The sequence below is a fragment of the Pelotomaculum isophthalicicum JI genome, from assembly GCF_029478095.1.
GTDB classification, from domain to species: Bacteria; Bacillota; Desulfotomaculia; order Desulfotomaculales; family Pelotomaculaceae; genus Pelotomaculum_D; species Pelotomaculum_D isophthalicicum.
Genome location: NZ_JAKOAV010000001.1, coordinates 90,543 through 115,082, shown reverse-complemented (window position 1 = coordinate 115,082; position 24,540 = coordinate 90,543). Strand labels below are relative to the sequence as shown.

Annotated in this window: 25 protein-coding genes; 3 read left to right on the top strand and 22 right to left on the bottom strand. The window is 48.9% G+C overall.

Going from position 1 to position 24,540, the window contains the following annotated elements; translation table 11 throughout:
* Positions 1–57: 57 nt before the first annotated feature.
* The 14 genes from L7E55_RS00510 to L7E55_RS00445 all read right to left on the bottom strand — a co-directional run bounded on the left by L7E55_RS00510 (position 58) and on the right by L7E55_RS00445 (position 13,245).
* Positions 58–897: an amidohydrolase family protein gene (locus tag L7E55_RS00510; protein WP_277441999.1), complete on the bottom strand. Its 840-nt coding sequence runs from the start codon at positions 895–897 to the stop codon at positions 58–60.
* An 8-nt stretch (positions 898–905) separates the two neighbouring features.
* Entirely contained in the window at positions 906–1,493 is a 588-nt protein-coding gene (gene mocA / locus L7E55_RS00505) for a molybdenum cofactor cytidylyltransferase (RefSeq protein WP_277441998.1), read from the bottom strand.
* Positions 1,490–2,248: a selenium cofactor biosynthesis protein YqeC gene (gene yqeC / locus L7E55_RS00500; RefSeq protein ID WP_277441997.1), complete on the bottom strand. Its 759-nt coding sequence runs from the start codon at positions 2,246–2,248 to the stop codon at positions 1,490–1,492. The genes mocA and yqeC overlap by 4 nt, the downstream gene beginning before the upstream one ends.
* Positions 2,249–2,293: 45 nt before the next feature.
* On the bottom strand, positions 2,294–3,064 hold the full coding sequence (locus L7E55_RS00495; protein WP_277441996.1) for an IclR family transcriptional regulator: 771 nt from the start codon (positions 3,062–3,064) through the stop codon (positions 2,294–2,296).
* A gap of 230 nt (positions 3,065–3,294) precedes the next feature.
* Positions 3,295–3,999: an ATP-binding cassette domain-containing protein gene (locus tag L7E55_RS00490; protein WP_277441995.1), complete on the bottom strand. Its 705-nt coding sequence runs from the start codon at positions 3,997–3,999 to the stop codon at positions 3,295–3,297.
* Between the two features lie 15 nt (positions 4,000–4,014).
* Positions 4,015–4,686 carry a molybdate ABC transporter permease subunit gene (gene modB / locus L7E55_RS00485; RefSeq protein ID WP_277441994.1) on the bottom strand — a complete coding sequence of 224 codons (672 nt, stop codon included), beginning with the start codon at positions 4,684–4,686 and terminating at the stop codon, positions 4,015–4,017.
* Between the two features lie 12 nt (positions 4,687–4,698).
* Entirely contained in the window at positions 4,699–5,487 is a 789-nt protein-coding gene (gene modA, locus L7E55_RS00480) for a molybdate ABC transporter substrate-binding protein (RefSeq protein ID WP_277441993.1), read from the bottom strand.
* A gap of 66 nt (positions 5,488–5,553) precedes the next feature.
* Complete coding sequence (locus L7E55_RS00475; protein ID WP_277441992.1) at positions 5,554–6,666, bottom strand: XdhC family protein; 1,113 nt, start codon at positions 6,664–6,666, stop codon at positions 5,554–5,556.
* The gene (yqeB, locus tag L7E55_RS00470; protein WP_277441991.1) at positions 6,651–7,472 is read right to left on the bottom strand and encodes a selenium-dependent molybdenum cofactor biosynthesis protein YqeB; all 822 of its coding nucleotides are present in this window, start codon (positions 7,470–7,472) and stop codon (positions 6,651–6,653) included. The genes L7E55_RS00475 and yqeB overlap by 16 nt, the downstream gene beginning before the upstream one ends.
* A gap of 203 nt (positions 7,473–7,675) precedes the next feature.
* Entirely contained in the window at positions 7,676–9,976 is a 2,301-nt protein-coding gene (hcrA, locus tag L7E55_RS00465) for a 4-hydroxybenzoyl-CoA reductase subunit alpha (protein ID WP_277441990.1), read from the bottom strand.
* 15 nt (positions 9,977–9,991) lie between these two features.
* A complete protein-coding gene (locus L7E55_RS00460; RefSeq protein WP_277441989.1) occupies positions 9,992–10,486 on the bottom strand; it encodes a (2Fe-2S)-binding protein in 495 nt (164 codons plus the stop codon).
* Between the two features lie 20 nt (positions 10,487–10,506).
* Positions 10,507–11,376 (bottom strand): FAD binding domain-containing protein, encoded by an 870-nt coding sequence (locus L7E55_RS00455; protein WP_277441988.1) that lies wholly within the window; start codon positions 11,374–11,376, stop codon positions 10,507–10,509.
* Positions 11,377–11,708: 332 nt separating this feature from the next.
* Positions 11,709–11,894: a hypothetical protein gene (locus L7E55_RS00450; RefSeq protein ID WP_277441987.1), complete on the bottom strand. Its 186-nt coding sequence runs from the start codon at positions 11,892–11,894 to the stop codon at positions 11,709–11,711.
* A 16-nt stretch (positions 11,895–11,910) separates the two neighbouring features.
* Positions 11,911–13,245 carry a phenylacetate--CoA ligase family protein gene (locus L7E55_RS00445; protein WP_277441986.1) on the bottom strand — a complete coding sequence of 445 codons (1,335 nt, stop codon included), beginning with the start codon at positions 13,243–13,245 and terminating at the stop codon, positions 11,911–11,913.
* 401 nt (positions 13,246–13,646) lie between these two features.
* Between L7E55_RS00445 and L7E55_RS00440 the strand changes: the two genes are divergently transcribed.
* The 3 genes from L7E55_RS00440 (at position 13,647) to L7E55_RS00430 (ending at position 18,448) form a co-directional block, all read left to right on the top strand.
* A complete protein-coding gene (locus tag L7E55_RS00440; RefSeq protein WP_277441985.1) occupies positions 13,647–14,672 on the top strand; it encodes a molybdopterin-binding protein in 1,026 nt (341 codons plus the stop codon).
* 70 nt (positions 14,673–14,742) lie between these two features.
* A complete protein-coding gene (locus tag L7E55_RS00435) occupies positions 14,743–16,104 on the top strand; it encodes a PucR family transcriptional regulator (RefSeq protein WP_277441984.1) in 1,362 nt (453 codons plus the stop codon).
* A 235-nt stretch (positions 16,105–16,339) separates the two neighbouring features.
* Positions 16,340–18,448: an acetate--CoA ligase family protein gene (locus tag L7E55_RS00430; protein ID WP_277441979.1), complete on the top strand. Its 2,109-nt coding sequence runs from the start codon at positions 16,340–16,342 to the stop codon at positions 18,446–18,448.
* Between the two features lie 26 nt (positions 18,449–18,474).
* Here L7E55_RS00430 and L7E55_RS00425 read toward each other — a convergent pair whose 3' ends face one another.
* From L7E55_RS00425 to L7E55_RS00390, 8 genes are all read right to left on the bottom strand, one after another.
* Positions 18,475–19,149, bottom strand: coding sequence for a zinc dependent phospholipase C family protein (locus L7E55_RS00425; RefSeq protein ID WP_277441978.1), 675 nt, complete (start codon positions 19,147–19,149; stop codon positions 18,475–18,477).
* Positions 19,150–19,419: 270 nt separating this feature from the next.
* A complete protein-coding gene (locus L7E55_RS00420; RefSeq protein WP_277441977.1) occupies positions 19,420–19,668 on the bottom strand; it encodes a 4Fe-4S binding protein in 249 nt (82 codons plus the stop codon).
* 13 nt (positions 19,669–19,681) lie between these two features.
* Positions 19,682–20,248: a 2-oxoacid:acceptor oxidoreductase family protein gene (locus L7E55_RS00415; RefSeq protein ID WP_277441976.1), complete on the bottom strand. Its 567-nt coding sequence runs from the start codon at positions 20,246–20,248 to the stop codon at positions 19,682–19,684.
* On the bottom strand, positions 20,241–21,026 hold the full coding sequence (locus tag L7E55_RS00410) for a thiamine pyrophosphate-dependent enzyme (RefSeq protein WP_420851984.1): 786 nt from the start codon (positions 21,024–21,026) through the stop codon (positions 20,241–20,243). The genes L7E55_RS00415 and L7E55_RS00410 overlap by 8 nt, the downstream gene beginning before the upstream one ends.
* Before the next feature lie 66 nt (positions 21,027–21,092).
* The gene (locus L7E55_RS00405) at positions 21,093–22,184 is read right to left on the bottom strand and encodes a ferredoxin oxidoreductase (protein WP_277441975.1); all 1,092 of its coding nucleotides are present in this window, start codon (positions 22,182–22,184) and stop codon (positions 21,093–21,095) included.
* 280 nt (positions 22,185–22,464) lie between these two features.
* Complete coding sequence (locus L7E55_RS00400; protein WP_277441974.1) at positions 22,465–23,850, bottom strand: pyruvate carboxylase subunit B; 1,386 nt, start codon at positions 23,848–23,850, stop codon at positions 22,465–22,467.
* A 41-nt stretch (positions 23,851–23,891) separates the two neighbouring features.
* Positions 23,892–24,302 carry a biotin/lipoyl-containing protein gene (locus L7E55_RS00395; RefSeq protein WP_277441973.1) on the bottom strand — a complete coding sequence of 137 codons (411 nt, stop codon included), beginning with the start codon at positions 24,300–24,302 and terminating at the stop codon, positions 23,892–23,894.
* Complete coding sequence (locus tag L7E55_RS00390; RefSeq protein ID WP_277441972.1) at positions 24,299–24,514, bottom strand: hypothetical protein; 216 nt, start codon at positions 24,512–24,514, stop codon at positions 24,299–24,301. Before L7E55_RS00390 ends, L7E55_RS00395 begins: the two co-directional genes overlap by 4 nt.
* Positions 24,515–24,540 lie beyond the last annotated feature (26 nt).

Genomic DNA, 24,540 nt, shown 5'->3' with positions numbered 1-24,540 from the left:
TGGTCATCGATTATGGAATAAATCTGCCTGCGGTGACCTTTGGGCATACAATGCGGCTCATGTCATCTTAAGCAGCCGGGCGGCGTTCCCGCCCAGGATTTTTTCCTTGGTCTCTTCTTTTAACGGGAGCGCCCTGACAGCGTCGATGTTGGACTTGATGCTGGCCACGGCAGGCCAGTCTGATCCAAATATCACCTTGTCAGCATTACGTTCTAATTCGGGAAAATAATCCAGAAGTTTCTGAGGAGGCAACCCTGTCACTTCCATATAAAGGTTCTTATGCAGGCGGGAAAGGAAGTAGGCCGTATTATACCATAGACCCCGCCCACAATGGGTCATCAGCAGGTTAAGGTCGGGAAAATCAATCGCCACATCATCAAAAAACAGCGGATCGCCATATTTTATCCTGGCTCCTTTAAAAACTGAAGAACCCGTGTGAAGCATCACCGGAATGCCAAGTTCCTCGGCCTTGGCGTAGATTGGGTAAACCAGCGGTTCATTGGGGTAAAAATAATTATAGGTCGGATAGAGTTTTAAACCCCGGAAACCCATTTCTTTTACCAGCCTCTCCACTTCCCTGCCGGGATCGTTTATCAGGTAAGGATTAACACAGGCAAACGGAATCAGGCGGTCCTGTCCCAGACAAAATTCATGCACGTACTCATTTGTGCAAATCCCGGTCGTAATCGGACTTAACTCCGCCAGAATAACCGCATAATCCACCACGTTGTCATCCAGATACCGGAGGAAGTCGGCCGGGTCTTTATATTTTTTTGTAAAATTAGTCCAGTCCTCGACATGTTGATTTTTTTTAATAAATTCCTCCGCGGACGGACAGTATTTCTCGTAATAAGCCGGGTGGATATGAAAATCAATAACAGGCACGGATAATTTCACAGCCCCCTTCAATCATTAACATCTGAAATCAAAGCATGATAATCTCCCCATGTATCCACGTCAAAAACAACTCCACTGTCCGTAACATTCACTTTTACAAGACTTTCCGGATGCTTGCGGATAATTTCCCGGGCGCCAACATCACCTGACAGGAAGGATATTTCCTTAAAAAAATCCCTGTCAAATAAAACCGGGTTCCCCCTTTTACCATTGAAATATGGAGCTACAATCCCCCCGGCAAGCCAATAATGGTCTATAAGTAAATTAATTGTTTGCGCATTCACCAGCGGTTGGTCTCCCAGCACAAATAGCGCGGCCCGCGTGGCGCTACTTAGCGCCGTTAGGCCGGCCTTCAGCGAGGTGCTCTGGCCGGCGGTAAATTCACGGTTGATTATTGTCCTAATTGAATATCCAGCCAGCACCTCCATCACTTGCTCAGCCCGATTGCCTAGAACAACAACAACCTCATCCACCTGCGACATCAGCAGGTTTTCTACCACATGAACGATCAGCGATCTCCCACGGTAGGCGAGTAGTTGTTTTGGCACACCCAATCGGGACGATACACCGGCAGCCAGCACTACACCCGATATCAAAATGTCAAAACCTCCTTAACCGGTTCAGCAGCCCGCGCCGCCCCGATAGCAACCCGTTTTGCCCCGCCCTCGCCAAGCAGACCGGCAATCTCACGGGCATTACTTAAATCGGCAGTCGATTCAACCTTATTAATATAAGGAACCCAGCGGCTCCTGGGAGGAATATCTTTGCGATACCCATGACTGTGGAGAAGCACCCTTGCAACTACCTGACCGGTCACCAGCATATCGATATTCATACCGGTAAGGCCGGCAATTTTCTCGGGGCGGTGGGTATGTTCCATATCCAGGGGCTTACCTAGACAGTCGATCCCTACTATCGGCACCACTAAAGTCGCTGAATCCGGAATAACCGGTTCCCCTTCCCGGGGAGCCTTAAAAGGCTTATGCGCCGCCCCGTCGGCCTCCACAACGATTAAATCAGCACCAGATCGGGGGAGCGCGGCAACAAGCTCCCGGCCGATTCCCAACAGTTTGTTTTCATGATTTAGCCCGGTTCCAACCACCAGAAGAGGGAATAACGCTAGTTTTTCTTTTACTTTAGTAAGGAGCCGCTCAGGGTTGGCTTCAATAACGAGTTCCTGTCCTTCTTCTTCCCGTGGGCAAAAAATCCGTGTCGTAGTAGTGAGAATAACCTTCCATCCCCGTTTTTTAGCTTCTACCCCGATGGCAAACATCGTTGTGGTCTTCCCGCCCGCTCCCACAAGGGCTATAATATCACCTTTTCTCAATGGAAAAGCGTCAATTAATTCCATAACGTTGCCTTCGAAAATAAAATCTATTAAGACCGGTCCAAAATGCTAACCCACTAGTATCTTGCCGATCTGATTAGTAGTCTGCAGCGCCGCCGTAATTGCCACACTGACCTTCTCCCTGGTAAAAGAATTGCTGAATCCCACCATCCACAACGCCGTGTCAGGCCATCTCCCGGAATTGGGGAGCGGTATGCAAATAGCGTTAACTCCCCGGATGTACTCCTCAAAATCAGTCGCAAAGCCCAACTGGCGTACGTTCTGCAATTCATCCAGGTATTTCCCCGGATCTGTGATAGAGTTCTCGGTGAACTGGCGAATCGGCTTTTCTTCTAATAGCTTTTTCACTTCATGTTCACTCAGTCCTGCCAGGAAGACTTTGCCCGCCGCTCCGGCATATATAGGAATCCTCGTCCCTATTGGCGCAGATATTTTTAGTTCTGCGGGGCTGTCGGCTTTTTCAATAATAGTTATTCTTTCTCCGTCAAAAGTACCCAGAAAAACAGTTTCTCTGAATCTCTTGCTGAGGTCTTCCATTAGCGGCCTGGCAACCGCCCTTAAATCCATTCCTCCCAGCGCCTGGTTGCCTAAATGAAACAGCTTGGAACCCAGCCTGAACCTTTTCGTTTCCTGTTCCTGGCAGAGTACGTCCAATTCGGTTAGCGCCCTGGTAATACCGTAAACAGTGCTTTTCGAAATATTCAGTTTGCGGGAAAGGTCGCTGATACCCAATAGCGACGGGGCATTGGCGACTTCGTCCAAAATAGAAAAAACTTTATATACAAGTGGAGCATTGTAACCGTTATTTTCCCCTGTCATGTTTTTCATCCCAATCACTGTTATACATATTTTTAATTTCTTTAATGACATATACTTACTAAAATTTTAATAGTAACTAAATTTTCTGTCAAATATTAAAGAATACAAAGTGTGTACATAACTAGCTTTTACAACAGCCATACAAGTATCTGCTAATAATAGCAATAATGCACCAGTTAACACTTCATGTCAAGAAAAAATTGGTTTGATAGATGAAGTGTCCAACATAATCAATATGGCAGGGGTTGCAGTTCAGCTCCTAAGCGTCTGCCTGAGATGTTTTGTAGGGCAACTTCCATGGACCTGCCCCTCTTAAGAAAAAGAATTGTATCTCCTAAATACCTGGCATCCTCCTCGTCATGGGTAACCACCACAAAAGGTATCCGCCATTTTTGATGCAAATTTTTCAATTCTCGCCTTAGCTTGACCCTGGTATTTCTATCCAAAGCACTGAAAGGTTCGTCCAGCAAAAGCAGTTGTGGCTGTACAGCCAGCGCCCTTGCCAATGCCACCCGCTGCTTCTCACCGCCGGAAAGCTGTCCGGAATAGCGCTCAACAAGATGTCCCACGCAAAAGGCATTTAACAATTCTACAGGGTCCACGGGAGAATTCATCTGATCACTTTTTCTATCTTTGAGTCCATATAAAACATTATTTCTTACAGTCATATGGGGGAAAAGGGCGTAGTCCTGAAACAGGTAGCCCGTATTTCTAAACCGCGTTGGCATGTTGATCTTTTCCTCTGAAGAGAAGAAAACCTGATTGTTAAATTTAATAAAACCATAGGTTGGCCTCGTCAGGCCGGCTAAGCAGTGCAAAACAGTGGTCTTGCCCGCTCCGGAAGGACCCCACAGCACCAGGATTTCATTGTTAACTTTGAATTGCAGATCGAGGGTGTAATGCCACAGCTTTTTACTAAAGCAGACTTCCAACATTTTACCACCATACAGTTAATAATTTTGCCGTTTCGCCCAGCGATTGACCCAAAAGATAACTATAAAACTGAATACAGTAATTATTGCCACCAGTGCTCTTGCCGTGATGTTATCCCCTGCATCCACTGCAAAGTATATTGCCAGTGGAATGGTCTGAGTCTGCCCGGGGATATTGCCTGCAACCATCAGGGTGGCTCCAAACTCACCAAGCGCCCGGGCAAAGGACAGTACCAGGCCGGCTATAATGCCGGGCCAGGCCAGAGGGAGGGTAATGGTAAAAAATATTCTCAACTCACCGGCTCCCAGAGTCCTGGCCGCCTTCTCATAATTGACGTCCACGCTTTTAATTGCCGCCTTAGCGCTCTGATACATCAGCGGGAAGGCCACCACGGTGGACGCCAGGACTGCCGCCCACCAGGTAAATACTAGCGATATGCCCATACTAGTAAGGAATTGGCCCAACAGGCCGTTTTTACCAATAAGTATCAATAAGCCATAGCCTATGACCGATGGCGGTAATACCAGCGGCAAAGTGATGGCCGCTTCCAGCATATCTTTACCGAAAAACTCCCGGCGGGCCAATAAGCGGGCCAACGGCAATCCCAGGCAGGTGACGGTAAACACTGCAATTAAAGCCACCCTGAGCGAAAGAAGAACCGGGCGCCAGTCAGTTAGTTGGATAAACATAACTACATCACATTAATTCTTTATAGATTTAAAATTATATTTTTCAAAGACCCGGGCAACTTCGTCGCTCAAGAGGAAAGCGGCTAATTCTTCAGCTTCTTTCTGGTATTTGGCAGTTTTAATAACAGCCATGGGATAGATAATTGGCTCATGGGTACCCTCTGGAACAGCAGCTACTATTTTAATATCCCTGCCGGCCAGGACATCAGAACGATAAACGATTCCCGCATCTACGTTACCGCTTTCAATATATGTCAACACCTGGCGTGCATCTTTAGCCAGCACCAGTTTGGTCTCAATCTCATCCCAAAGCTTGAGGGTGGTCAAAGCCTCCTTGGCATACTTACCGGCCGGTACCGTTTCCGGTGTGCCGATACTGATTTTAGCCACACTCTTACCTATCAAGCTTTCAAATCCGGTTAAATTACTGTCTTTCCTGGCTATTAGCACCAACTCGTTCCCCAATAAGTCTCTACGGGAGTTGTCCACTATAAGGCACTTTTCAGCCAGGGCATCCATTTGGGATTTACCGGCTGAAATGAAGATGTCTACCGGGGCGCCCTCTTCAATTTGCTTTTGCAAAGTTCCTGAGGCTGCGAAATTATAAATGATGGCTATACCGGGACGCTGCTTGACATAAATGGTCTTTAACTCTTCGGCAGCATCCTTCAGGCTTGTTGCGGCGGAAATGGTTAAACTCACTGTTCCCGCTCTATTCTCAAGCTCTTTGCCACTTCCGCAACCGGTAACAACCATCATAATAATTAATATAATCCCTAAAAATAATACCGGTTTTTTCATGTATGTTTCCCCCAGCATCCGCTTATATCAATTAAAATGTTGCTTTGCTTGAGGTGTTACTCAGTTTTATTTAACAATACTTTGTTCTTTAAAAAACTTTCCTCCACGCCATACATTAACGATCTCAGCCAGGATGCTTAAGGCGATCTCTTCCGGCGTCTCCGCGCCTATATCCAAGCCAATTGGCGAATAAACTTCCTTTAAGCGCTCACTAGAAATACCTTCTTCCTCTAGCTGCGTTATAATTCCCCTTACTTTCCTGCGACTGCCGATCATTCCGATATAAGCCGCGGGTTGGTTGATAACATCACGGAGGCACTCCAGGTCATGCGTGTGTCCTCTGGTTATAATTACAATAAAGGTTTCATCGCCAGTTTCCAGACTTTTTAAGAAATTACCGAAACTATCGCAGATTACCTGCCCTGCCTCCGGGAAACGAGCCGTGTTGGCAAAAGTAGGCCGGTCATCAACAACAGTAGTGTTATAACCGAGTATAGAGGCCATTTTTACCAGCGGCCTGGCAATATGCCCCCCTCCCAAAATTAATATTTGCGGTGTCCGAATACCCGGCTCAAATAACAACTCTAGTTTTATAATTTTTTTTTGGATTGTTGCAGTAGAAAGAGTTATAAGCTTAGGTTCCCTTGCCGCCCGGAATTGTCCGGCAAAAATGCGGGCTTGTTCCGTTATTTCCGCCGCCCCCAAGTCACCGGCCTCATTGTTCGCTGGCAGAAAGACCATTTTCCGGCCTAAGAGCTCCTTTTTTTCCTCATCAATACTGGTTATTGTTACCAGCAAGGGGTTTTCTTTTCTTTGCAAAGAAGCAAAGTAGGCCAATAAAACCCGCCTGGATTCGTTATCGCCGCAACTAAGGAAGTCGATAAATACTTCCATTTTACCCCCGCAAATCATACCCTCCCCGGCGGCAACATCGTTTGCCATATCCAGATGGTATTTCTTTGAAGCCTTAATATTCAGCGCGCCCAGAGCCTCTCTTTTAACTTCGGCTTCCCCGCACCCGCCGCCAATGGTCCCGTAAACCTGACCATCCTTGAGCACAAGCATTTTGGCGCCGGGATTTCGCGGGGTGGAGCCCATGGTTTGGCTTACTGTTACCAGAGCGGCATCTTCATCTGCTTCTCCAAGAGACAGCAGCTTATTTATTAATTCTGACTCCACGTCAAATTCCTCCTCCGTAAGAATAAATATGCTTCCAACACCCCGCCGGCTATCGCCCGGGCTTTGTCAGAAATTGTAAAACAATATTCCCGCCTATGACGTGGGTCAATATCCCCAACCTTCATACCTGGATTTACTTGAAGGCCGCTGTGCAACATTCCCCTAAGAACCCCGGAGATCGTCGCGTAAAGCGGCAGGCCATCAATCGTCGCCACCAGTTCCCCCTTTTCCACAATATCCCCGATCTCCTTGACTGCGTGGAAAGTACCGCAACCCGGAGAGCGAAGTATCCGTTCTGCCCGGTAGCCCCCGATTTCGCCGGGCACCCCGGTATTGGGCTCAGCCTGGCCCTTTAAGATTACCTTTCCCAGATCGTGACCTCTACAGGTTTCCACAACGGCATGCACATCCACTCCTGCTTTAAAACCCGGACCGAGGCCGATCACTATTGGAGCGTCGTCAATGGTTGTACCCAGATTTTTTTTGGCCATTGTCGCGTCAATAACCGCTGCCGGTTGAAGTATTTTAAGAGGGTACTGAGCGGGATCAGCAACGATAGGCATTTTCCCGGCTTTTAACAATTTATTAATATCACCAATTGAAACGGCCAATTCTGCGGTAATATCCTCCACCGTGAATTTACCCCTGAATACCGCTTCAGCAAAGGAAACCGCGCGTCTGATAACCAGCGGTTCGGGCAATTCGATCATGACTACCGGAAAACCGCTTCTTGCGAGCCTGAAAGCGGCGCCGCTGGCCAAGTCACCTGCCCCTCTGATTACGATAAGCTCATTTTGCAAGCTCATTCCTCCCGGGAAAATTAATTGCCGTTTTATATAGTGGGGTTTCACCTCAATTGTATATGTTATATTAAGGTGAAACCCTTTTATGGCCATTCGGCAAATCGCCAACTGCACGACCAATAGGCCGATATCCGGCTCCGGCAAGATTTCATCATGAATATGGACGAGCCGCCCTTATATGCCGCCTGGAATTAGGGATTCCCTATTTATATCTTACCTTCCTTTTCCTTCTTTTCCTTTAAGGCACGCCAAACCTTTTCGTAACTCAGCGGCAGAGTATTCACCTGCACCCCGGCGGCATCATAAATAGCGTTTGAGTAGCAGCCCATGGTGGGAATAGTGGCGCCTTCGCCTACTTCCTTAACGCCCCAGGGCCCTGCCGGCTCAAAACTTTCCACCAGTTCCGAAACTATTTTCGGCATATCCAGCGCTGTCGGCATCCGGTACTCGGCGAGGTTGGGGTTGAGGATCTTTCCTTTATCATTAAATACAACCTCTTCCCACACAGACTCGCCCATACCCATAAAGAGAGCGCCGTGGACCTGGCCGTGCAGCAGCGACGGGTTAATCACCATACCGCAGTCATGGACGTCCCAAACTTCCTTTACGTTAATTTCACCGGTCTCCTCGTCAATCTCAACCTCGCTGATTTGCGCCGCAAAGCTGTAGGCCGGTGAGGTTCCCACGGGCGCTCCTTTAAACTTGCCGCCAAGCTTGGGCGGGGCATAGACCCCGCGTCCAACCAGCGGGCCTTTTTTGACAAAGAATTCTCTCGCTATTTCCCCGAAGGGCCTGGTGATTTCGGGGTTTGACTTGCTAAAGACTACGGCTTCCCGGCAGTCCAGGTCATCAACGTCCAATTCCATCATGACCGAAGCCATTTCTAAAACCTGCTTCTTGACCTCTTCACCGGCCTGTTTCACGGCTGAGCCGGACATGAGCGTCTGGCGGCTGGCGTAAGCTCCAAAATCGTGGGGGGTAGTTTCAGTGTCGGCAGACACTATCTTCATATTTTCATAAGTGAAGCCCATTGCCTCTGCGGCCATCTGGCAAAGGATTGTGTCGGAACCCTGCCCGATATCGGTAGCCCCGGTGTACAGGGTAGCAGCAGTACCGTCCTCATGCACCTTGATTATGGCCGAAGCATGGGGCAGGTCGGTCCGGTAAATGGGATACCCCGCGCCGGTAACAAAGCTGCCCACAGCAATGCCGATACCCCTTCCCCGGGGCAACTTCCCTTTCTTTTCATTCCAACCGGAAATTTCCCGGGCTTTTTCAATACAGGCCGTCAGTTCGCAGGAATTCACCCCAAATTCATTAGGGGTAATTGTATTTGGCTGGCGGGCGTTGCGCAGCCTTAGTTCCAGCGGGTCAATCCCCAGGTGCTGGGCAACATGATCCAAGTGGCATTCAAACGCATACCTCGGCTGCGGAGCGCCGTGGCCCCGCTGAGCGCCGCAGGCCGGCAGGTTGGTATAAACCCGGTGCATGTCAAACTTATAGTTTTTAAAATCATATGTCAAAGTAAGCATGGCCCCGGCATAGTAAGCGGTAGCAATGCCAAGGCTGGTGTAAGCCCCGCCGTCCTGGACGAAGTTGGCGTGTACGCCGAGGATCTTGCCGTCTTTATCCACGCCGGTGGTGATCTCCATGAACTGGCGGTGGCGGCCGCGGTTATGGGCAAACATTTCGGCGCGGTCGTAGAACATCCTGACGGGGCGGCCGGTAATCCGGGATAAAACAGCCCCGGCAAACTCCAGCCCGGTGGGCTCCAGTTTACCCCCGAATCCTCCGCCCACAAAGGTCTTGATAACCCGCACGTCACCCATTTTCAAGCCGAACTCCCGGGCGATGTAGTATTGAAAGTAGTGCGGGGACTGTGTACTGGTGTAAACGGTCAACTTGCCGCCTTCCCAGATCGATATGGCGGAGTGGGGCTCAATCGGAGCCTGGTAGGTGCGGTTCCCTACAAACCGGTCGGTGCGTACGTAATAAGCTTCCTCAAAAGCTTTCTCCACGTCGCCGAAATTCTGGTGAATTTCCGCGTTTAGATTGCGCGGGTACTCGTCGTGAACCTGCGGCGCGCCCTCTTTCATTGCTTCTATGGGGTCAAAGACGGCAGGTAAAACTTCATACTCTACCTTGATTAGCTTAAGGGCCTTATAAACAGTATCTTCGTCGATGGCAGCCACCGCTGCCACCTTGTCGCCCACGTAACGGACCTTGTCAATGCAAAAAATATTTTCATCCCACCGGGCCGGGCTGATCCCGTACTTCAGGCTTGGTACATCTTCATGGGTTATGACAGCCTTAACCCCCGGGAGTTTTTCTGCCTCCGAGGTGTCTATGCTTAAAATTCTGGCGTGAGCGTGCGGGCTGGTGAGGATTTTCCCTACCAACATGTTGGGAAATTTCAGGTCTCCGGTGTATTTTGCCTGGCCGGTAACCTTCACGCGCCCGTCCATTTTGGGTACGCTTTTGCCAATAACCGAATATTTTTCATCCATTTGCTCGCACCTCCTTTACTGTTCATCGGCCGCAGCCAACACGGCCTTGACGATATTGACATAGCCGGTGCAACGGCACAGATTGCCGGCAATTGCTTCACGCACTTCTTGCTCGCTGGGGTGGGGATTGCGGGTAAGGAGGGCCTTGGCGGACATAATCATGCCGGGCGTGCAGTAGCCGCACTGTACAGCGGCGTTGTCTACAAAGGATTCCTGCAGCTTATCCAATTTTTCGTGTTGCGCCAGTCCTTCAATCGTGGTAATATCGCGCCCATCCGCCTCCACCGCCAGGATAAGGCAGGAGTCCACCGGTTTACCGTCCAGCAGGACGGTGCATGACCCGCAGTCGCCGAGTTCACAACCTTTTTTAGTCCCGGTCAGGTCCAATTCATCACGCAGGACATTCGCCAAAACAGTATTGGCTTTGACGACTCTGGTATAACTGTCCCCATTGACATCCAGGGTGATAAGATAACGCTTTACACCGCTTTTATCCATGATCGACTGCATTTTTATCGCTCCCCCCTTATTTAAACATGTCCTTCTTTTATGGCTTTAAGCAGGGCGCGCTTAGTAAAGACCCGCACCATATCCTGCCGGTACTCGGCTGAGCCGCGGATATCGGAGATGGGCTTACTTTCACCGGCGGCGCACACGCCGACCTTTTCCAGCAAATCTTCAGTAACTGATTTGCCTTTAAGCAATTCTTCCGCTTTATTAGCCCGCATGGGCACGGGAGCAACAGCGCCCAGGACAATCCGGGCTTCATTACAGATATCCCCTTCCATAACCACTGCGACCGCCACCCCGACTACTGCCAGGGCGCCGGAACGGCGCAGTCCGAATTTTATATAGGTGCTGCCGGTAAAAGGCTGGTCGGGAATGATGATTTCGGTTAGGACCTCGTCCTGGCTGATTACAGTCTTGCCCGGCCCGCTAAAGAAATCTTCCAGGGGAAGGGTCCTTTCTCCCCCGGTTCCTGCCAGCCTTACTACAGCGCCAAGAGCGATCAGGATGGGAGGCAGGTCGGCTGACGGAACGGCATTTACAATATTCCCCCCAATAGTGCCGGTGTTTCTGATTTGATTGTTAGCCATATGATGGGCGGCCTCACAAATAGAAAGGTACTTTTCCTGCAGGACAGGTGAATCAACCAGGTCATTGTGAGTGGCCCTCGCCCCAATAACTACTCCTTTGCCCTTTTCGTAATAAATACCAGTCAACTGACTGAGGTTTTTAAGTGATATCAGGACCTCCGGGGTCAAGATTTCTTGTTTCATCTTGGGTAAGACGTCAGTGCCCCCCGCAAGCACTTTTGCCCTGGGACCGAATTGTGCCAGAAGCCCGCATGCTTCCGGCAAGCTTGCGGGTGCGTAATACTCAAAATCCGGTAAGTACATATCCAGCCTCCTCTTATCGTTTTGCAATAACTGAACCGATATAACAATTAATCACCACAGTAAACGCCTGTTCACTATAATGATTATGTATTGACAAACATTTAATGTCAAGAATAAATTAGGCATCCATGCCACTCAGGATAGTTCTATGGTAATAAGAAGTTCTTATCATTTGTTTAAGTAGAGCCCGTTTAACCCCTTTGGCTGCATTTATTTGACGGATCCCTGGTATAACCGGCTAAAAGCATTCCCTTGATCATATCGGTTGAACACTAGGATCCGTCAAATAATATTTAATTGTATTTAATCAGGATAGTACCGGCAGCGGCAAATCAGGCGCCTAATACATCGGCAGCATCATTAATGTCAAGTTCCAACATTTTTATCATCGCAGACATTCTAACAATATTCATTTCAACACATTTATAGCCGCCACCCAATGTTTTTAACTTATCTACTTCTTGTCTAATGTTTAAAATTATATTGGCCATTTCGCGAAGGTTGGCTTGTTCTGCCAAATTATATCACCACCTTTTAATGATCTTTTCTGAGATCTTTAAAACGCTGGGCTTTTACTTGATACCTGGGCAGGGACTCATAAGGACGACTTTCATAAACATAATTCAGGTTGGTCTTCAGCCTTAACACTCTGGCTAATTCAGCTTCAACTTCTTTTTCTTGGCCCTCGCAGCCAGGAATCAATTCATATCTTAAGGTGATCTTATCTATATCTTTTTCTTTTGAGACAATTAATTCAAACTCGTTACCCAGTTGAGGCATGCTGCGCACAACTTCTTCCACCGAAACCGGACTGAACAGAACGCCTTTAACCTTTGTGATATGGTCTGTACGGCCCTGGATCCCGCCTTTTAATACACGATATGTCCTGCCGCACTCACATTTTTCGCCCCACATGGCCACGTCTTTACTGTCGAAGCGGACGCACGGCTGGGCCATCCGGTCAAAAGCTGTGATAACGATTTTCCCAAGCTTATTAGGTTCTTCGATAGGCTCCCCGGTTTCCAGATCCAGGAGTTCTACCAGGAAAAATCCTTCGTTAACATGCAAACCACCCGGCTTATACGTACATTCATATCCCCATCCGCCGATCTCGGTCGCCCCGACATGGTCAAATACGTCACAACCCCAAGCTTCTTCCATCCTTTTCTTGGTGGTGGAAACGCTTGCTCCCGGCTCGCCGGCGCACAGGATTCTCCTGATACCCAGTTCCTTCGGATCCATGTTTAGTTTTTTCCGGCAGGAATCCGCCATACCAAGAACATAAGTAGGCGTGGCCATAAAAGCGGTGGCCCTCAGGTCCTTCATCTTCATTATTCTTTCTTCTGTGTTAAGCAAAGCACCCGAGACAACTTCACAACCGACCTTCTCAGCCGCATAATGGCCGGCCCAGTAGGCAACAAATACATTATAACCAAATGGGACATAAACCCTGTCGGTATTCCTGAAGCCTTGCGCCCACAGGATGTATGCCCAGGATTCTGTCCACCACTCCCAGTCCTGCCAGGTATCCGGCTGGAATACCGGCTGTCCGGTGGTGCCGCTGGTCTGGTGGTATATTGTGACATCTTCTAAAGGTACGCACAGGGAATCACCATAAGGCCACGGCTCCTTAAACTGGGCCTCGCGGTAATGTCCTTTTTCCAGCATCGGTACTTTCCTGACATCATCCCATGTTTTAATATCTTCGGGCTTTAACCCGGCTGTGTCATAAAGTCCCCGGTAAAGTTTGGACTTGTCATAACACCACTTTAATATCCTTTTGAACTTTACCAGCTGCAGGTCCCTCAGCTTTTCCGCCGGCATGGTTTCCAAGAATGGATTCCAGTAAGTGTCTACGCTTTGCGCCACAATAATTCCACCCCCTATATTTTGGACAGAATAACATTAAGCAGCTATTTATTTAGAACTTGCTTAATGTGCTTAGTCTTTATAAAACTACCATATATTCAGAATCGATTCTACAGTCAGACAAGACAGAATATTCAGCAATAAACTGTCCGGCTTAACAGTTCCCAAACTTTAACGCATGCAAAGCCACGTAAATGTTCATTTTCATTAATAACTAGGATCGAATTTTTATCTTGACATAAAATGTTAGCCAGCACATAATTACTATAGTGAACAATTATTTATCCAGGCAAACACATAATATCGAAATATGTCGCTCCATCGTGTGAAAGCATTCTTTTCTTTGATAATTAACAGAAGATTTAAAATTATATGATTTCAATGGAGCTGGAGGCAAAGTAATGCTAAAAGTGAAGGTTGAAGAAGCTGTGGGGATGGTTCTGTGCCATGATATCACAAGGATCGCGCCGGGTGAATTCAAAGGACCTGCTTTCAAAAAGGGTCATATCGTCACGGAGGAGGACATTCCGGAACTGTTAAAACTGGGAAAAGAACACATCTTTATCTGGGAATGCGGTGAGGATTTCCTCCATGAGGATGTTGCCGCCCTCAGGATAGCCCGGGCCGGCAGTGGCCAAGGTGTCAGCTTTACCGAGCCTAACGAAGGTAAGGTAAACTTAATCGCCGCTTTTCGTGGACTGCTCAAAATTAACGTGGAAGGCGTATGCCTGATTAACGACATTGAAGAGGTCGTTCTGTCAACCCGCCATACCAATCACATTGTGGATAAAGGAGATATACTGGCGGGCACGCGGGTTATCCCGCTGGTTATTAATAAGGAAAAAATTGAGTTGGCGGAACAAGTATGTAAAGATTATGGCCCTTTGCTGGAAGTAAAGGAAATGCGGTCACTGCGTGTGGGGCTCATTACCACGGGTAACGAGGTCTTTCATGGGCGGATTGAGGATAAATTCAGCCCGGTGATAAAGGAAAAACTTTCGCGTTATGGCTGTCCTGTGTTATTTCACTCGGTTTTACCTGACGAAACCGGCCAAATAACTGAAAGGATCAGAGATTTTATAGGAAATGGCGCTGAAATGATCATCATCACCGGGGGGATGTCCGTTGACCCCGATGATGTTACCCCCGGTGGCGTTCGGGCTTCCGGCGCGGAAATTGTAACCTACGGCGCCCCCATTTTACCCGGGGCGATGTTTCTTCTGGCCTACCTTGACAATATACCTGTTTTGGGCTTGCCTGCTTGTGTCATGTACTTCAAAACAACTATTTTTGACCTTATCCTCCCGCGTATTCTAGCCGGTGAGCGGGTTGCCAGAAAGGAAATAACAAGGATGGGGTACGGTGGCCTTTGCCTCCGCTGCCAGGACTGCATGTTTCCCTTTTGCTCTTTTGGAAAGTCACTGTAATTTAAATATTAATAACGGAATGATTACAAGCCGAACTGTCTAGTTTCTATATGTGGAGGTGAAAGCGATCATGAATCAGGAGGAAGTGAATCTCCAGGCGCAAAATGAGATATTAAAACAATCGGTAGCCATCCACGAACAACTGACCAGAATGGTGTTAAACGGTGAGGATATGTCGACAATCGCCTGCACGGCAGGTAAGATTATCGGCGGAACAGTAATTGTGGAAGACCAGTTTTTCCGGCCGTACGCGTATTTTTCACCCACAATGACAACGGAAAAAGAACAGGCGGCTCAAGCATCATTTTCAGCCAGGGATATCTTCAGTGACTTGCGCCACCGGCACCTGGCCACCACGTTAATACAAGAAAAAAGATCTGTACTGCTTCCGGCAGAATCGGCAAAGAAACCATTTTCCCGGCTTATTTACCCGATCACAGTCAGCCAGGAAATCCTGGGTTATGTTACTATTCTCAAAACCTCATGTGAGCTTACTGAACTTGACCAGATGACCCTGGAGTGCATGGTTACGGTTTTCGCCCTCAAGATGATGCAGGACCGCGCAGTGGCTGAAGTGGAAACCCGTTTTAAAGGTGACTTTGTCGACGAATTAATCGCGGGCAACTTTAATTCTGAAGTTTCAATTATTGAAAGAGCACGCTATATTGGCTATAATCTTAACCAGCCTCATCAGGTAATGGTCATTAATATAGATAACTTTATGCGTTTGTTTGAGCAGCACGGGCAGGACAAAAAGCAGTTTCTCCATTTCAAGAAGCAGCTTTGCGAAGCAGTTAGCTTAGCGCTCGATGTCTATAGCCGGCGCGGCATGATCACGGCCAAAAGCGATAATTTTATCGTGCTCACCGCTTTAGAAGAGAATGAAATACCTTCTGGCACCGTTGATCTGGCACAGAACATCCAGATGCGTATTAACCGGCAGTTCTCACATGTCACCGTTTCAATTGGCATTGGCCGGATTTGTTATTCTCCCAGGGATTTTTACCTGTCATACCAGGAAGCCCAGCGGGCATTAAAAGTAATAAAAGGGTTAAACCAAAATAATGTTGTGATTTCTTTTGACCGTCTGGGTATATTGGGCCTGCTTTTTAACGCCGCCAATCAGCAAGACCTTCTGGTTTTTATGCAGGAACAACTCGGCGAGTTGCTGAAATACGACGCGAGGCACAAAAGTCAACTTGTGGAAACCCTTCATTTTTATTTTAGTTGCGACGGCAATGTTCAAAATGCAGCCAGGGCTGCAGCCGTAACCCCAAGTGGTTTTAAGTACCGTATTGGAAAGATATGTGAAATAGGTGGCTTTTCCCTGAAAGAACCAAACAAAAGATTCGACTTAGAGATGGCTTTAAAAATATGGTGTATAACAAAAGCTTGTGAGAATAGGGAAAACATTACTGGCGTAACACTGTGAAATATTACTTTACACTAAACAGGATGTCGGTTTAACTCCAGTTCCTCCAGATACCGCAAAAAATATTCGTGATAGTTCTTAACGTTTCAACCTAAATATGATATGATCATGATGCTTTGTATTATGGCCTTGAGTTGTTAAATGCGGCAACATTTAACAGAATGCTCAAAGTCTTTTTCATATTTCTCCCGTTTCTCTATAAATGCACAAAAATAATCACGGAGGTCATCTTTTAATGCTTTCTGAAAATGATTATAAGAAATTAACAGATCCGGAATCCGTGGCGCTGGTAGGCGTGACCAGCCGTTCGGGCAAAGGAAGCAACAACCCGTTGGAAGTTATGCTTGAATGGGGTTACCGGGGAAAGATATATCCGGTCAATCCTAAAGGAGGCACGATTCTGGGTCACCAGGCTTACACCTCCCTGCTGGACGTACCGGAGATACCCGATGTGGCGGTAATTTGCGCCCCCCGTGACGCGGTGCCGGAGCTTTTTGACCAGTGCTGCACCAAAAAGGTCAAGCTTGTAATCATTGTCGCCCAGGGATTTTTTGATGGTGACGAACGGGGCAAGTCAATGCAGAAAGAAATCCTCAAAGCCGCGGATAAACACGGGGTACGGATATTAGGACCAAACACGCTGGGTGTCGTAAACAACTTTAACCGCTTCTGCACGTCCTTTATGCGGTTCATGAATCCCACCGCAGCAACGGGAATCCTTTGCCAGTCGGGGGTTTCTGTAGTAGGGGCGCCGCAGATATTCAGCGGCATAGGTCTGTTGATTGATACCGGCAACACTACTGATATAGAATTCTCCGAGTTATTGGGCCACATAGTCCGGGATCCCCGCCTCAAGGTAATAAATCTGCATATGGAAAGCCTGCGGGACGGGCCGCAGTTCATGCGGGCGGCCAGAGACGCCGTGGCGCTGAAACCGGTCATCGTTTACAAAACGGGGGCCAGCCCCGACGGCGCCATAACCGCCAGTTCACATACCGGCGCCCTGGCCGGCGAAGACAGGGTCTTTGACACCGCCTTCAAACAATGCGGTCTCCTGCGCGTTGAAGATGTTGAGGAGATGATTGACCTTAACAAAGTCTTCACCACTTTTAACGGCATCAAAGGGAACAGAGTAGGTGTAGTCTCCATTTCCGGCGGCGCCGCCATTATCGCTGTCGACGCATGCTCCCGGTATGGCCTGGAGATAGCCAAGATGAGCGGCAGCACAGAAGATCAGCTTAGTGAACTGTTTCCCGCGTGGGCGCACTGCAACAACCCTGTGGATATGTGGCCGGCCGGCATGTTCCACGGTTACCACAATTCCTACCGCCGCATCCTGGAAGCTTTCATGGAAGACCCGCAGATGGATGCAGTGATTTGCATAACCGGTTCATTCCTGGACAAAGAGGGTGACTTCCTGGACACTACCGAACTGATTAGGGAAATTGCCGGTAAATACCCGGAGAAACCGGTGGTCGCCTGGACTTACGGTCAGCGTTTTCAGGATTATGCCAGGGAATTTGAAAAAGAAAACAATGTGTTATATTTCTACTCGATTGACCGGGCTGCCAGGGCACTCTCCGCCCTGTACCGTTACCACCATATTATCAAGAAAAAAGATTATCGTCCGGTATCAACGCCCCTCAACCCCGGACAAGCCCAAGCCGGGAAGATACTCGCCGGCAAAAGCGCGGGCAACTTGTCTCAAACCGACGTTTTCCGGCTCCTGGAATCCTACGGCATCCCCGTTGCCCGCTGGGGAAAGGCTGAGAATATTGAAGAAGCCGTCTCGCTTGCGGAAAAGGTCGGCTATCCGGTTGCCATGAAGGTTTTGAGTCCGGATATCATTCACAAATCGGACGCCGGCGGGGTGCGGCTGAATATCGGGAACGCCCGGCAGCTTGAAGAGGCATTCACGGAAATGCGCCGGGAAATAGAAAATAAGCAAAATGGAGCCCGACTAGACGGAGTGATTATTCAAGAGCATCTGGACAAAGGAACCGAACTAATCCTCGGATGCAAAAGGGACCCGCAATTCGGCCCGGTTCTCGCTTTCGGCGCCGGAGGCGTCTTTACCGAGGTTATGGATGACATTTCATTAAGAGTACCTCCTCTGAGCGAAGAAGAACTCACCGAAATGATCGAAGAGACAAAAATCAGCAAAATACTGGCCGGAGCCCGGGGCGCCACCGCCGTGAACCTTGATGTTTTAACCGGTTGTCTGACAAAATTTGCCCAGCTGGTACTGGCGAATCCGGCTATATCAGAGATGGATATCAACCCTCTGTTGGCATACGCCGACAGGGTTGTGGCGCTGGATGCCAGAATCACGCTGGATAGATAAGAAATCAGCTTTCTCCTCATGTTAAATTAACATGATTTGTTAGCATATTCTAAAAAGAAAGAAAAGAAACCTGCCGTCGAACGCTGCGCCGTCGGCAAAAGTACACTTGTCGCCAGTTTGTAAGACGTTTCGGAATTAATATTTGAGACGTAAGGGAAATAGTACCTGGCGATTATTGCGTTTGCTTCAACCCAGCCGTCTGGACTCGATGCGTTATGGTATGTTCCCCCAGAGTAAACGAGAAAATCCAGGCGATTTTCTTTAACCCACTTCTCATATTCCTTGTGGCCGCAAAATGCTATTCCCCTGGCATGATGCGGCACACACAGATCTTGAACGAGGTGTGCCGCCGCGCCCAGGAAAAAAAACGCTTTCTTTTTATTCTTCCGTTGCCAGTGGCATAAAGCCTTCTCAAAAAATGCGCGGCATTCCGTTCGCGCGTCAGGCCAGGGGCCAAACGCGGGATCAAGGTAATGGGCAAAATTTTTCCAGCCTCTGTCGGCCCAAATTGACCCCCTATTGATCAATTCCAGGTAATTGCTTAAAATCTGCGCATACGCTTCATATCCGTCTCTTTGTAAGATGAGCACAGCCTGATAGTTACATAAAAGGTGGGTCTCACATTTGCCGGAAACAAGACGCTGAATAGGTGTCCCGGCGGCAAGGACGATCTTGGCCGCGTTCCACGAAAGAGGACCCATGCCAAGCAACCCCTTTCATTTGGTTACATTTTATAACATGATCCTTTTAATCAATTTCTATCCCGAACAAATAATAAAGGTCTTTCCTTTTTAAGAAAGACCTTTAATCAGGTACTCAGAATTCAGTAGTCAGTTGTCAGTAGTCAAAAATAACTATGGACAATAAACCATTGGCGCAACAAGTACGCTTTCTGCCATATCAGTTAGCCTTCAAACGTTTTCGTAGTTCTCTTATTCTGACTCCTGACTCCTGACTCCTGACTCCTTATTTTATCTCTTCCTTTTTCTGACCACTGTTATCGCACACTCCGGACATGCCAGTTCACAGACGCCGCAAGTAATGCACTTCTCATTCGCTACAACAGCAGGCGTGCCATAAACCCCGAGTACATCGGACCAGGATAAAGCTTCGCTCGGGCATTTGGCAATGCAGAGACCGCAACCCTTGCAAAGGCCGGGGAAGAGAGTGAAGCTGCCTTTCTCATATTCCTGGGTAATACCTTCAAATTCCACCGACATATTATTAACCTCCTTATCCTGCCTTAGTTACAAGCTCGATGCCGCGATCAATCGCACTGAAGTTCTGGTCGCGGAGCTTCGGCTGCTTCTCAAACTTCGCGCCTAGTTTATGTTCAATAGCCCGCTTGGCGTCCTCTCTGGAGATAACAGACGTCGCGCCAACCACGGCGCCCATAATAATAATGTTAAACACCCGCGGGTGCAGTTCATTCTTGGAAATCTCCACAGCCGGTATGCCAAGAATTCTCGCCGCGTTAGCGGGGAGATCTTCCTTTGGCACATCGATACTGGTATCATACACGAAAATCGTCTGTGGCCCCACATACTGTTTGGTCCTGTACAGCGCCCGGTCACTTAAAGCGACGACAATATCGCCGGTGTTAAACTTGGGAGCGCCGATGGCTTCGTCACTGATTTGCACGTAGGCCACCGACACGCCGCCGCGCTGCTCAACACCAAAGTTGGGAATATAAAGGCACTCTTTACCTTCTTCGTTTGCGGCTTCCGCGATAATTTCAGCCACCGACTGCACGCCCTGGCCACCTTCGCCTGCCATGACTATCTTTATAGCATTAGCCATTTTTTTGTCCCTCCATTGCCGGTATCTTGGTCCATGTTTTGACTTTTAGCGGTTCCTTGGGAGGCGGCACTTTTATCTCACCGACATGATAATACTTTGTCATTTCATTTTCCACAAAATTTATGGTTTCAACATTATTGGTTCGCCAGTTAGTTGGACAAGCGGACAAACACTCCACAAAGGAGAAACCGTTGCCGTCTATCTGGTTTTGAATGGCTTTTTTAATATAATTTTTTAACGGGACCGGTTTAACCACGGTTGCACGGGCGACATATGCGCCTTCCCTGGTGATGGCCGCTACCATTTCCGGACCCTGGCACGGGTAGCCGGTTAAATCCACATCGCGGCCATACGGGGTGGTCTCTGTTTTCATGCCGGGCAGCGTCGTCGGGGCCATCTGGCCGCCGGTCATACCATATTGGGCGTTATTTACCAGAATCACAGTAATCTTTTCGTTCCTGGTAGCGGCGTTTACCAGGTGCTGGGAGCCTATGGCGTAACCGCCGCCGTCACCCATGTAGCCGATACAGATAAGGTCCGGGTTAGCCCGCTTAATGCCGGTCATTACCGGGTTAGTCCGGCCGTGGTGAGTCTGGACAGTGTCAACATTAAAGAAATCCCAGGCCAGCAGCGAACACCCGATATCACAGCCAAAAACCACCCGGTCCTGGATATCCAGCTCATCAATGGCCTGTCCGAGGGCTTTTAATACCAAACCATGCCCGCAACCAGGGCAAAACTTATGCGGCTTCGTATCAACGCGCCAGGATTTCGGCATTGAAGGTTTTATCAAAATCTTTTCCTCCCTTATGTTCTTATACGTTTTTAGTACTTTGCCTTCCCCTTAATTCTCCAGCATCGTCTTAACTTTTTCGTATATATCTTCGGAATTAATCCCCACTCCCGGCTTGAACAGCGAAACCATTTCAGTGGTAAGGCCGTAAGCCGCGTACTTCAACAACTGGTCAAGCTGTCCGTTAGCTGATTCGGCAACTAACACCTTCTTGGCATTGCTAAAGATATCCCGAATTTCTTTCACTGCCAGCGGCCTCAGCGTGATCGGGCGGAAATAACCTATCTTCAGTCCGCGCTCCCTGAGGTCTTTAACCGCGCTCTTGGCCGCCCGGGATACCACTCCGTGAGCTGTAACCACGATTTCAGCGTCTTCGCAACCGAAGTATTCGCATTCGGCTACAGCAGGGGTTATTTTTTCATATTCGGCAAACTGTTCTTCAAGAACTTCCAGAAGTTCTTCTTCCATATTGTAAATATTCCGCATCTGTACCGGCGGCCTGTCAACACCCGGCCTGCCGGCTCCCCCGACGAACTTGCAGGAAGGCACTACCTCAATTCCACGGTCTTCCGGGTTATAAATGGTAAGCGGCTCGCGCATTTTTGCCTGATAGCCGTCACCAAGCACAAAGGTGGGGAAACGGTATTTCCAGGCTGTGTTGAAAGCCTTGATGGTATAGTCATAAAGTTCCTGATGGCTGGCAGTGGAATAAACAACCCGCATTCCTTCCCCGTTGCCGCCATGAGTGGTCAGGGTAACCTCCTGCTGGCTGTAAATAACGGTAGCCGAGGATGGGCCGCCCCTTTGCTGGACAATGGTAACAACCGGCAGGCGCATCATTTCGGCCATCGATATAGGCTCCTGCATTAACGTGTTGCCGGGACCGGCAGTAGCCGTAAATGCCTTAAGGCCTGCCAGCACTCCGCCATTTGTTGTAAAACCGGCGGAAATTTCGTCCTCTGTTTGGAGAAATCGCTTGTTAAATTTTGGCGCCATTCGAGTCCAGTAGTGCATGATTTCATTCTGCGGGGTTATTGGATACCCGAACATGATGTCGGCCTCAGCCGCAACCGCGGCCCAAGCGACAACTTCATTGCCGGTCAGAAAGACTCTCCTCTCCCCTTTTATCGGTTTTTCCGACATCTAAGAACCAACCTCCTTGCGCTTTTATCAACATCATAACAATGCACACACACACTACATTATATTATCACATGTCGAAGATTTGAGCAAAAGGCAATTATTCATCAAGTACATGAACGTTTTCACCCGCAGGGTTCTGTGGAAATGGAAGCATAAGTTTGCCGTTGCGGCAAACTTATGCTTCCAGTCACAGGGATAGTGTTACCTTGCTTCAAAGACGGTAAATTTTTTAAGCCTGGCTACCGTATTTCATCAAACCAAACTTATATTTTTCTGTGTCTTACACCGGATAGGTGCCTTCACCTTTTTTGGCAAGCTCAAAGTCAACTTTCAGCTTGCCGGCCATTCTCTCCTCAAGGAATTTAGGAGCAACCTGCGGGTAAAGCGCGCAGGATATGATATCCTCTTCCTTCTCCATGAAAGCCGCGCATAATTCCTTTGCCGCCGGGAGCTCAGGCTCCAGCATGTCGGCCGGCCGGCAGGTGATCGGCTGTTCGTCCCCGATAATTTTCTTGCGGACTTCTTCGTTGACCGGCGCCGGGGACCGGCCGTAATATCCACGCATGTATTGAATCGTTTCGCTTGTGTTCACTTTGTAGCGGCCTAGCAGCACGTTCATTACCGCCTGCGTGCCGACAATCTGGCTGGTCGGGGTGACCAGCGGCGGGTAGCCGAAGTCTTGACGGGCGCGCGGCAGTTCTTCCAGCACCTCGGGCAGGCGGTGCAGGGCGTTCTGCTGGCTGAGCTGGGAGATGAAGTTGGACATCATGCCGCCGGGTATCTGGTAAACCATTACGTTGGTGTCCACGCTTTTCGAGGCCACGTCGAATTCGGCGTACTGTTCGCGGACTTTTTTCCAGTACTCGGCGATTTCGGTCAGTATCTTGAAGTCAAAGCCGGGATCGTGTCCGGTTCCCGCCAGTGAAGCGCACATTGTTTCAATGGCGGGCTGGGATGTCTGGAGCGCCATGGTCGATATGGCGCAGTCGATGACATCCACTCCGGCTTCTATGGCTTTTAAGTAGGCCATCGCGCCCATGCCGCTGGTGTAGTGGCAATGCAGCTGAATGGGTATTTTAATCCCGGCGTCTTTCATGGCTTTGATGATTTCGTACGCGGGATAAGGAGCGAGGATGCCGGCCATGTCTTTGATGCAAATGGAGTGGGCGCCCATGCTTTCGAGAGTTTTAGCTAATTTTACGTAATATTCGGTGTTGTGCACCGGGCTGATGGTGTAAACCACGGTGGCCTGGGCGTGCGCGCCCTCGTCGATGACCACTTCTATGGCTTTCTCCATGTTCCTGGTGTCGTTTAAAGCGTCGAAGATACGGAATATGTCCATTCCATTTGATACTGCTTTTTTGATGAATTCTGTCAGCACATCGTCGGCGTAATTGCGGTAGCCTACGACGTTCTGGCCTCTCAGGAGCATCTGCAGCGGGGTTTTGACCCGCTGTCTGATTTCTTTGAGTCTTTCCCAGGGGTCGTCGCCGCAAAAGCGCATGCAGGTGTCGAAAGTAGCGCCGCCCCACATCTCAAGGGAATGGAAGCCGACAGCGTCGTGTTTATCCAGAATGGGCAGCATGTGTTCTGTTCTCATCCGGGTGGCCAGCAGGGACTGGTGGCCGTCTCGCAACGTTGTGTCGGTAATCTTTATCTTTGTCATTGTTATCCTCCTCTGGTTATCGTATCAATAACACCTTGCCCTTAAGCAATTACTGCCAGCGGGTCTCCGCCATTAACAGCCTGGCCTTTAACAACCCTTACTTCCTTGACGGTGCCCGCAATGTCGGCTTTGATTAAATTTTCCATTTTCATAGCTTCCAAGACAATCAGTACATCACCGGGTTTAACCTGGTCACCTGTTTTCACCTTAACATCGTTAATCATACCGGGCATCGGAGAAGTAACGGTACCAGCGTCACCCAGCGACAGGGATGATGCGTTCCGGGCGCCCGGTACAATTATTGGCGCAGACGCCGAGACTAGCGGCGCCGCCTCCGGAGTACGCGGCGGCACGGGAGCCCCAAGCTGAGTGGGCGAGTCGGCGGACCCGCCGACTTCTTCAATTTCTACTTCATAGACTTCACCATTTACTGTAACTCGAAATTTTTTCACAGATTTCCTCCTAAAACAGTTCCATTTAAAGTTAAACTCATTTCCCGAACCAACATATTTTCAATAATCCCGGTCTTTTTCCAGGTATCGCTCATTTTTCGCACGTTGGCGATCCGGTAACCTTTATCCGCTGAATAACCGTAAACTGTAAGCGCCGCCGTAATAGCCGCCAGCACTTCCGGTTTTATACGGCCGTCGCGCATCTCCGGCATCAGCCATCCCCTCCCTTCACGCAATG

Excerpts from the sequence above, each read along its gene's own strand:
- L7E55_RS00455 (WP_277441988.1), bottom strand. The coding sequence starts at position 11,376 with ATGTACTTACCGGATTTTGAGTATTACGCACCCGCAAGCTTGCCGGAA.
- yqeC (WP_277441997.1), bottom strand. The coding sequence starts at position 2,248 with ATGGAATTAATTGACGCTTTTCCATTGAGAAAAGGTGATATTATAGCC.
- L7E55_RS00460 (WP_277441989.1), bottom strand. The coding sequence starts at position 10,486 with ATGCAGTCGATCATGGATAAAAGCGGTGTAAAGCGTTATCTTATCACC.
- L7E55_RS00390 (WP_277441972.1), bottom strand. The coding sequence starts at position 24,514 with ATGCCGGAGATGCGCGACGGCCGTATAAAACCGGAAGTGCTGGCGGCT.
- L7E55_RS00410 (WP_420851984.1), bottom strand. The coding sequence starts at position 21,026 with ATGCCGAAATCCTGGCGCGTTGATACGAAGCCGCATAAGTTTTGCCCT.
- L7E55_RS00415 (WP_277441976.1), bottom strand. The coding sequence starts at position 20,248 with ATGGCTAATGCTATAAAGATAGTCATGGCAGGCGAAGGTGGCCAGGGC.
- L7E55_RS00430 (WP_277441979.1), top strand. The coding sequence starts at position 16,340 with ATGCTTTCTGAAAATGATTATAAGAAATTAACAGATCCGGAATCCGTG.
- L7E55_RS00495 (WP_277441996.1), bottom strand. The coding sequence starts at position 3,064 with ATGACAGGGGAAAATAACGGTTACAATGCTCCACTTGTATATAAAGTT.
- L7E55_RS00435 (WP_277441984.1), top strand. The coding sequence starts at position 14,743 with ATGAATCAGGAGGAAGTGAATCTCCAGGCGCAAAATGAGATATTAAAA.
- yqeB (WP_277441991.1), bottom strand. The coding sequence starts at position 7,472 with ATGAGCTTGCAAAATGAGCTTATCGTAATCAGAGGGGCAGGTGACTTG.
- L7E55_RS00420 (WP_277441977.1), bottom strand. The coding sequence starts at position 19,668 with ATGTCGGTGGAATTTGAAGGTATTACCCAGGAATATGAGAAAGGCAGC.
- hcrA (WP_277441990.1), bottom strand. The coding sequence starts at position 9,976 with ATGGATGAAAAATATTCGGTTATTGGCAAAAGCGTACCCAAAATGGAC.
- L7E55_RS00425 (WP_277441978.1), bottom strand. The coding sequence starts at position 19,149 with ATGGGTCCTCTTTCGTGGAACGCGGCCAAGATCGTCCTTGCCGCCGGG.
- L7E55_RS00400 (WP_277441974.1), bottom strand. The coding sequence starts at position 23,850 with ATGACAAAGATAAAGATTACCGACACAACGTTGCGAGACGGCCACCAG.
- L7E55_RS00405 (WP_277441975.1), bottom strand. The coding sequence starts at position 22,184 with ATGTCGGAAAAACCGATAAAAGGGGAGAGGAGAGTCTTTCTGACCGGC.
- L7E55_RS00440 (WP_277441985.1), top strand. The coding sequence starts at position 13,647 with ATGCTAAAAGTGAAGGTTGAAGAAGCTGTGGGGATGGTTCTGTGCCAT.
- modB (WP_277441994.1), bottom strand. The coding sequence starts at position 4,686 with ATGTTTATCCAACTAACTGACTGGCGCCCGGTTCTTCTTTCGCTCAGG.
- L7E55_RS00490 (WP_277441995.1), bottom strand. The coding sequence starts at position 3,999 with ATGTTGGAAGTCTGCTTTAGTAAAAAGCTGTGGCATTACACCCTCGAT.
- modA (WP_277441993.1), bottom strand. The coding sequence starts at position 5,487 with ATGAAAAAACCGGTATTATTTTTAGGGATTATATTAATTATTATGATG.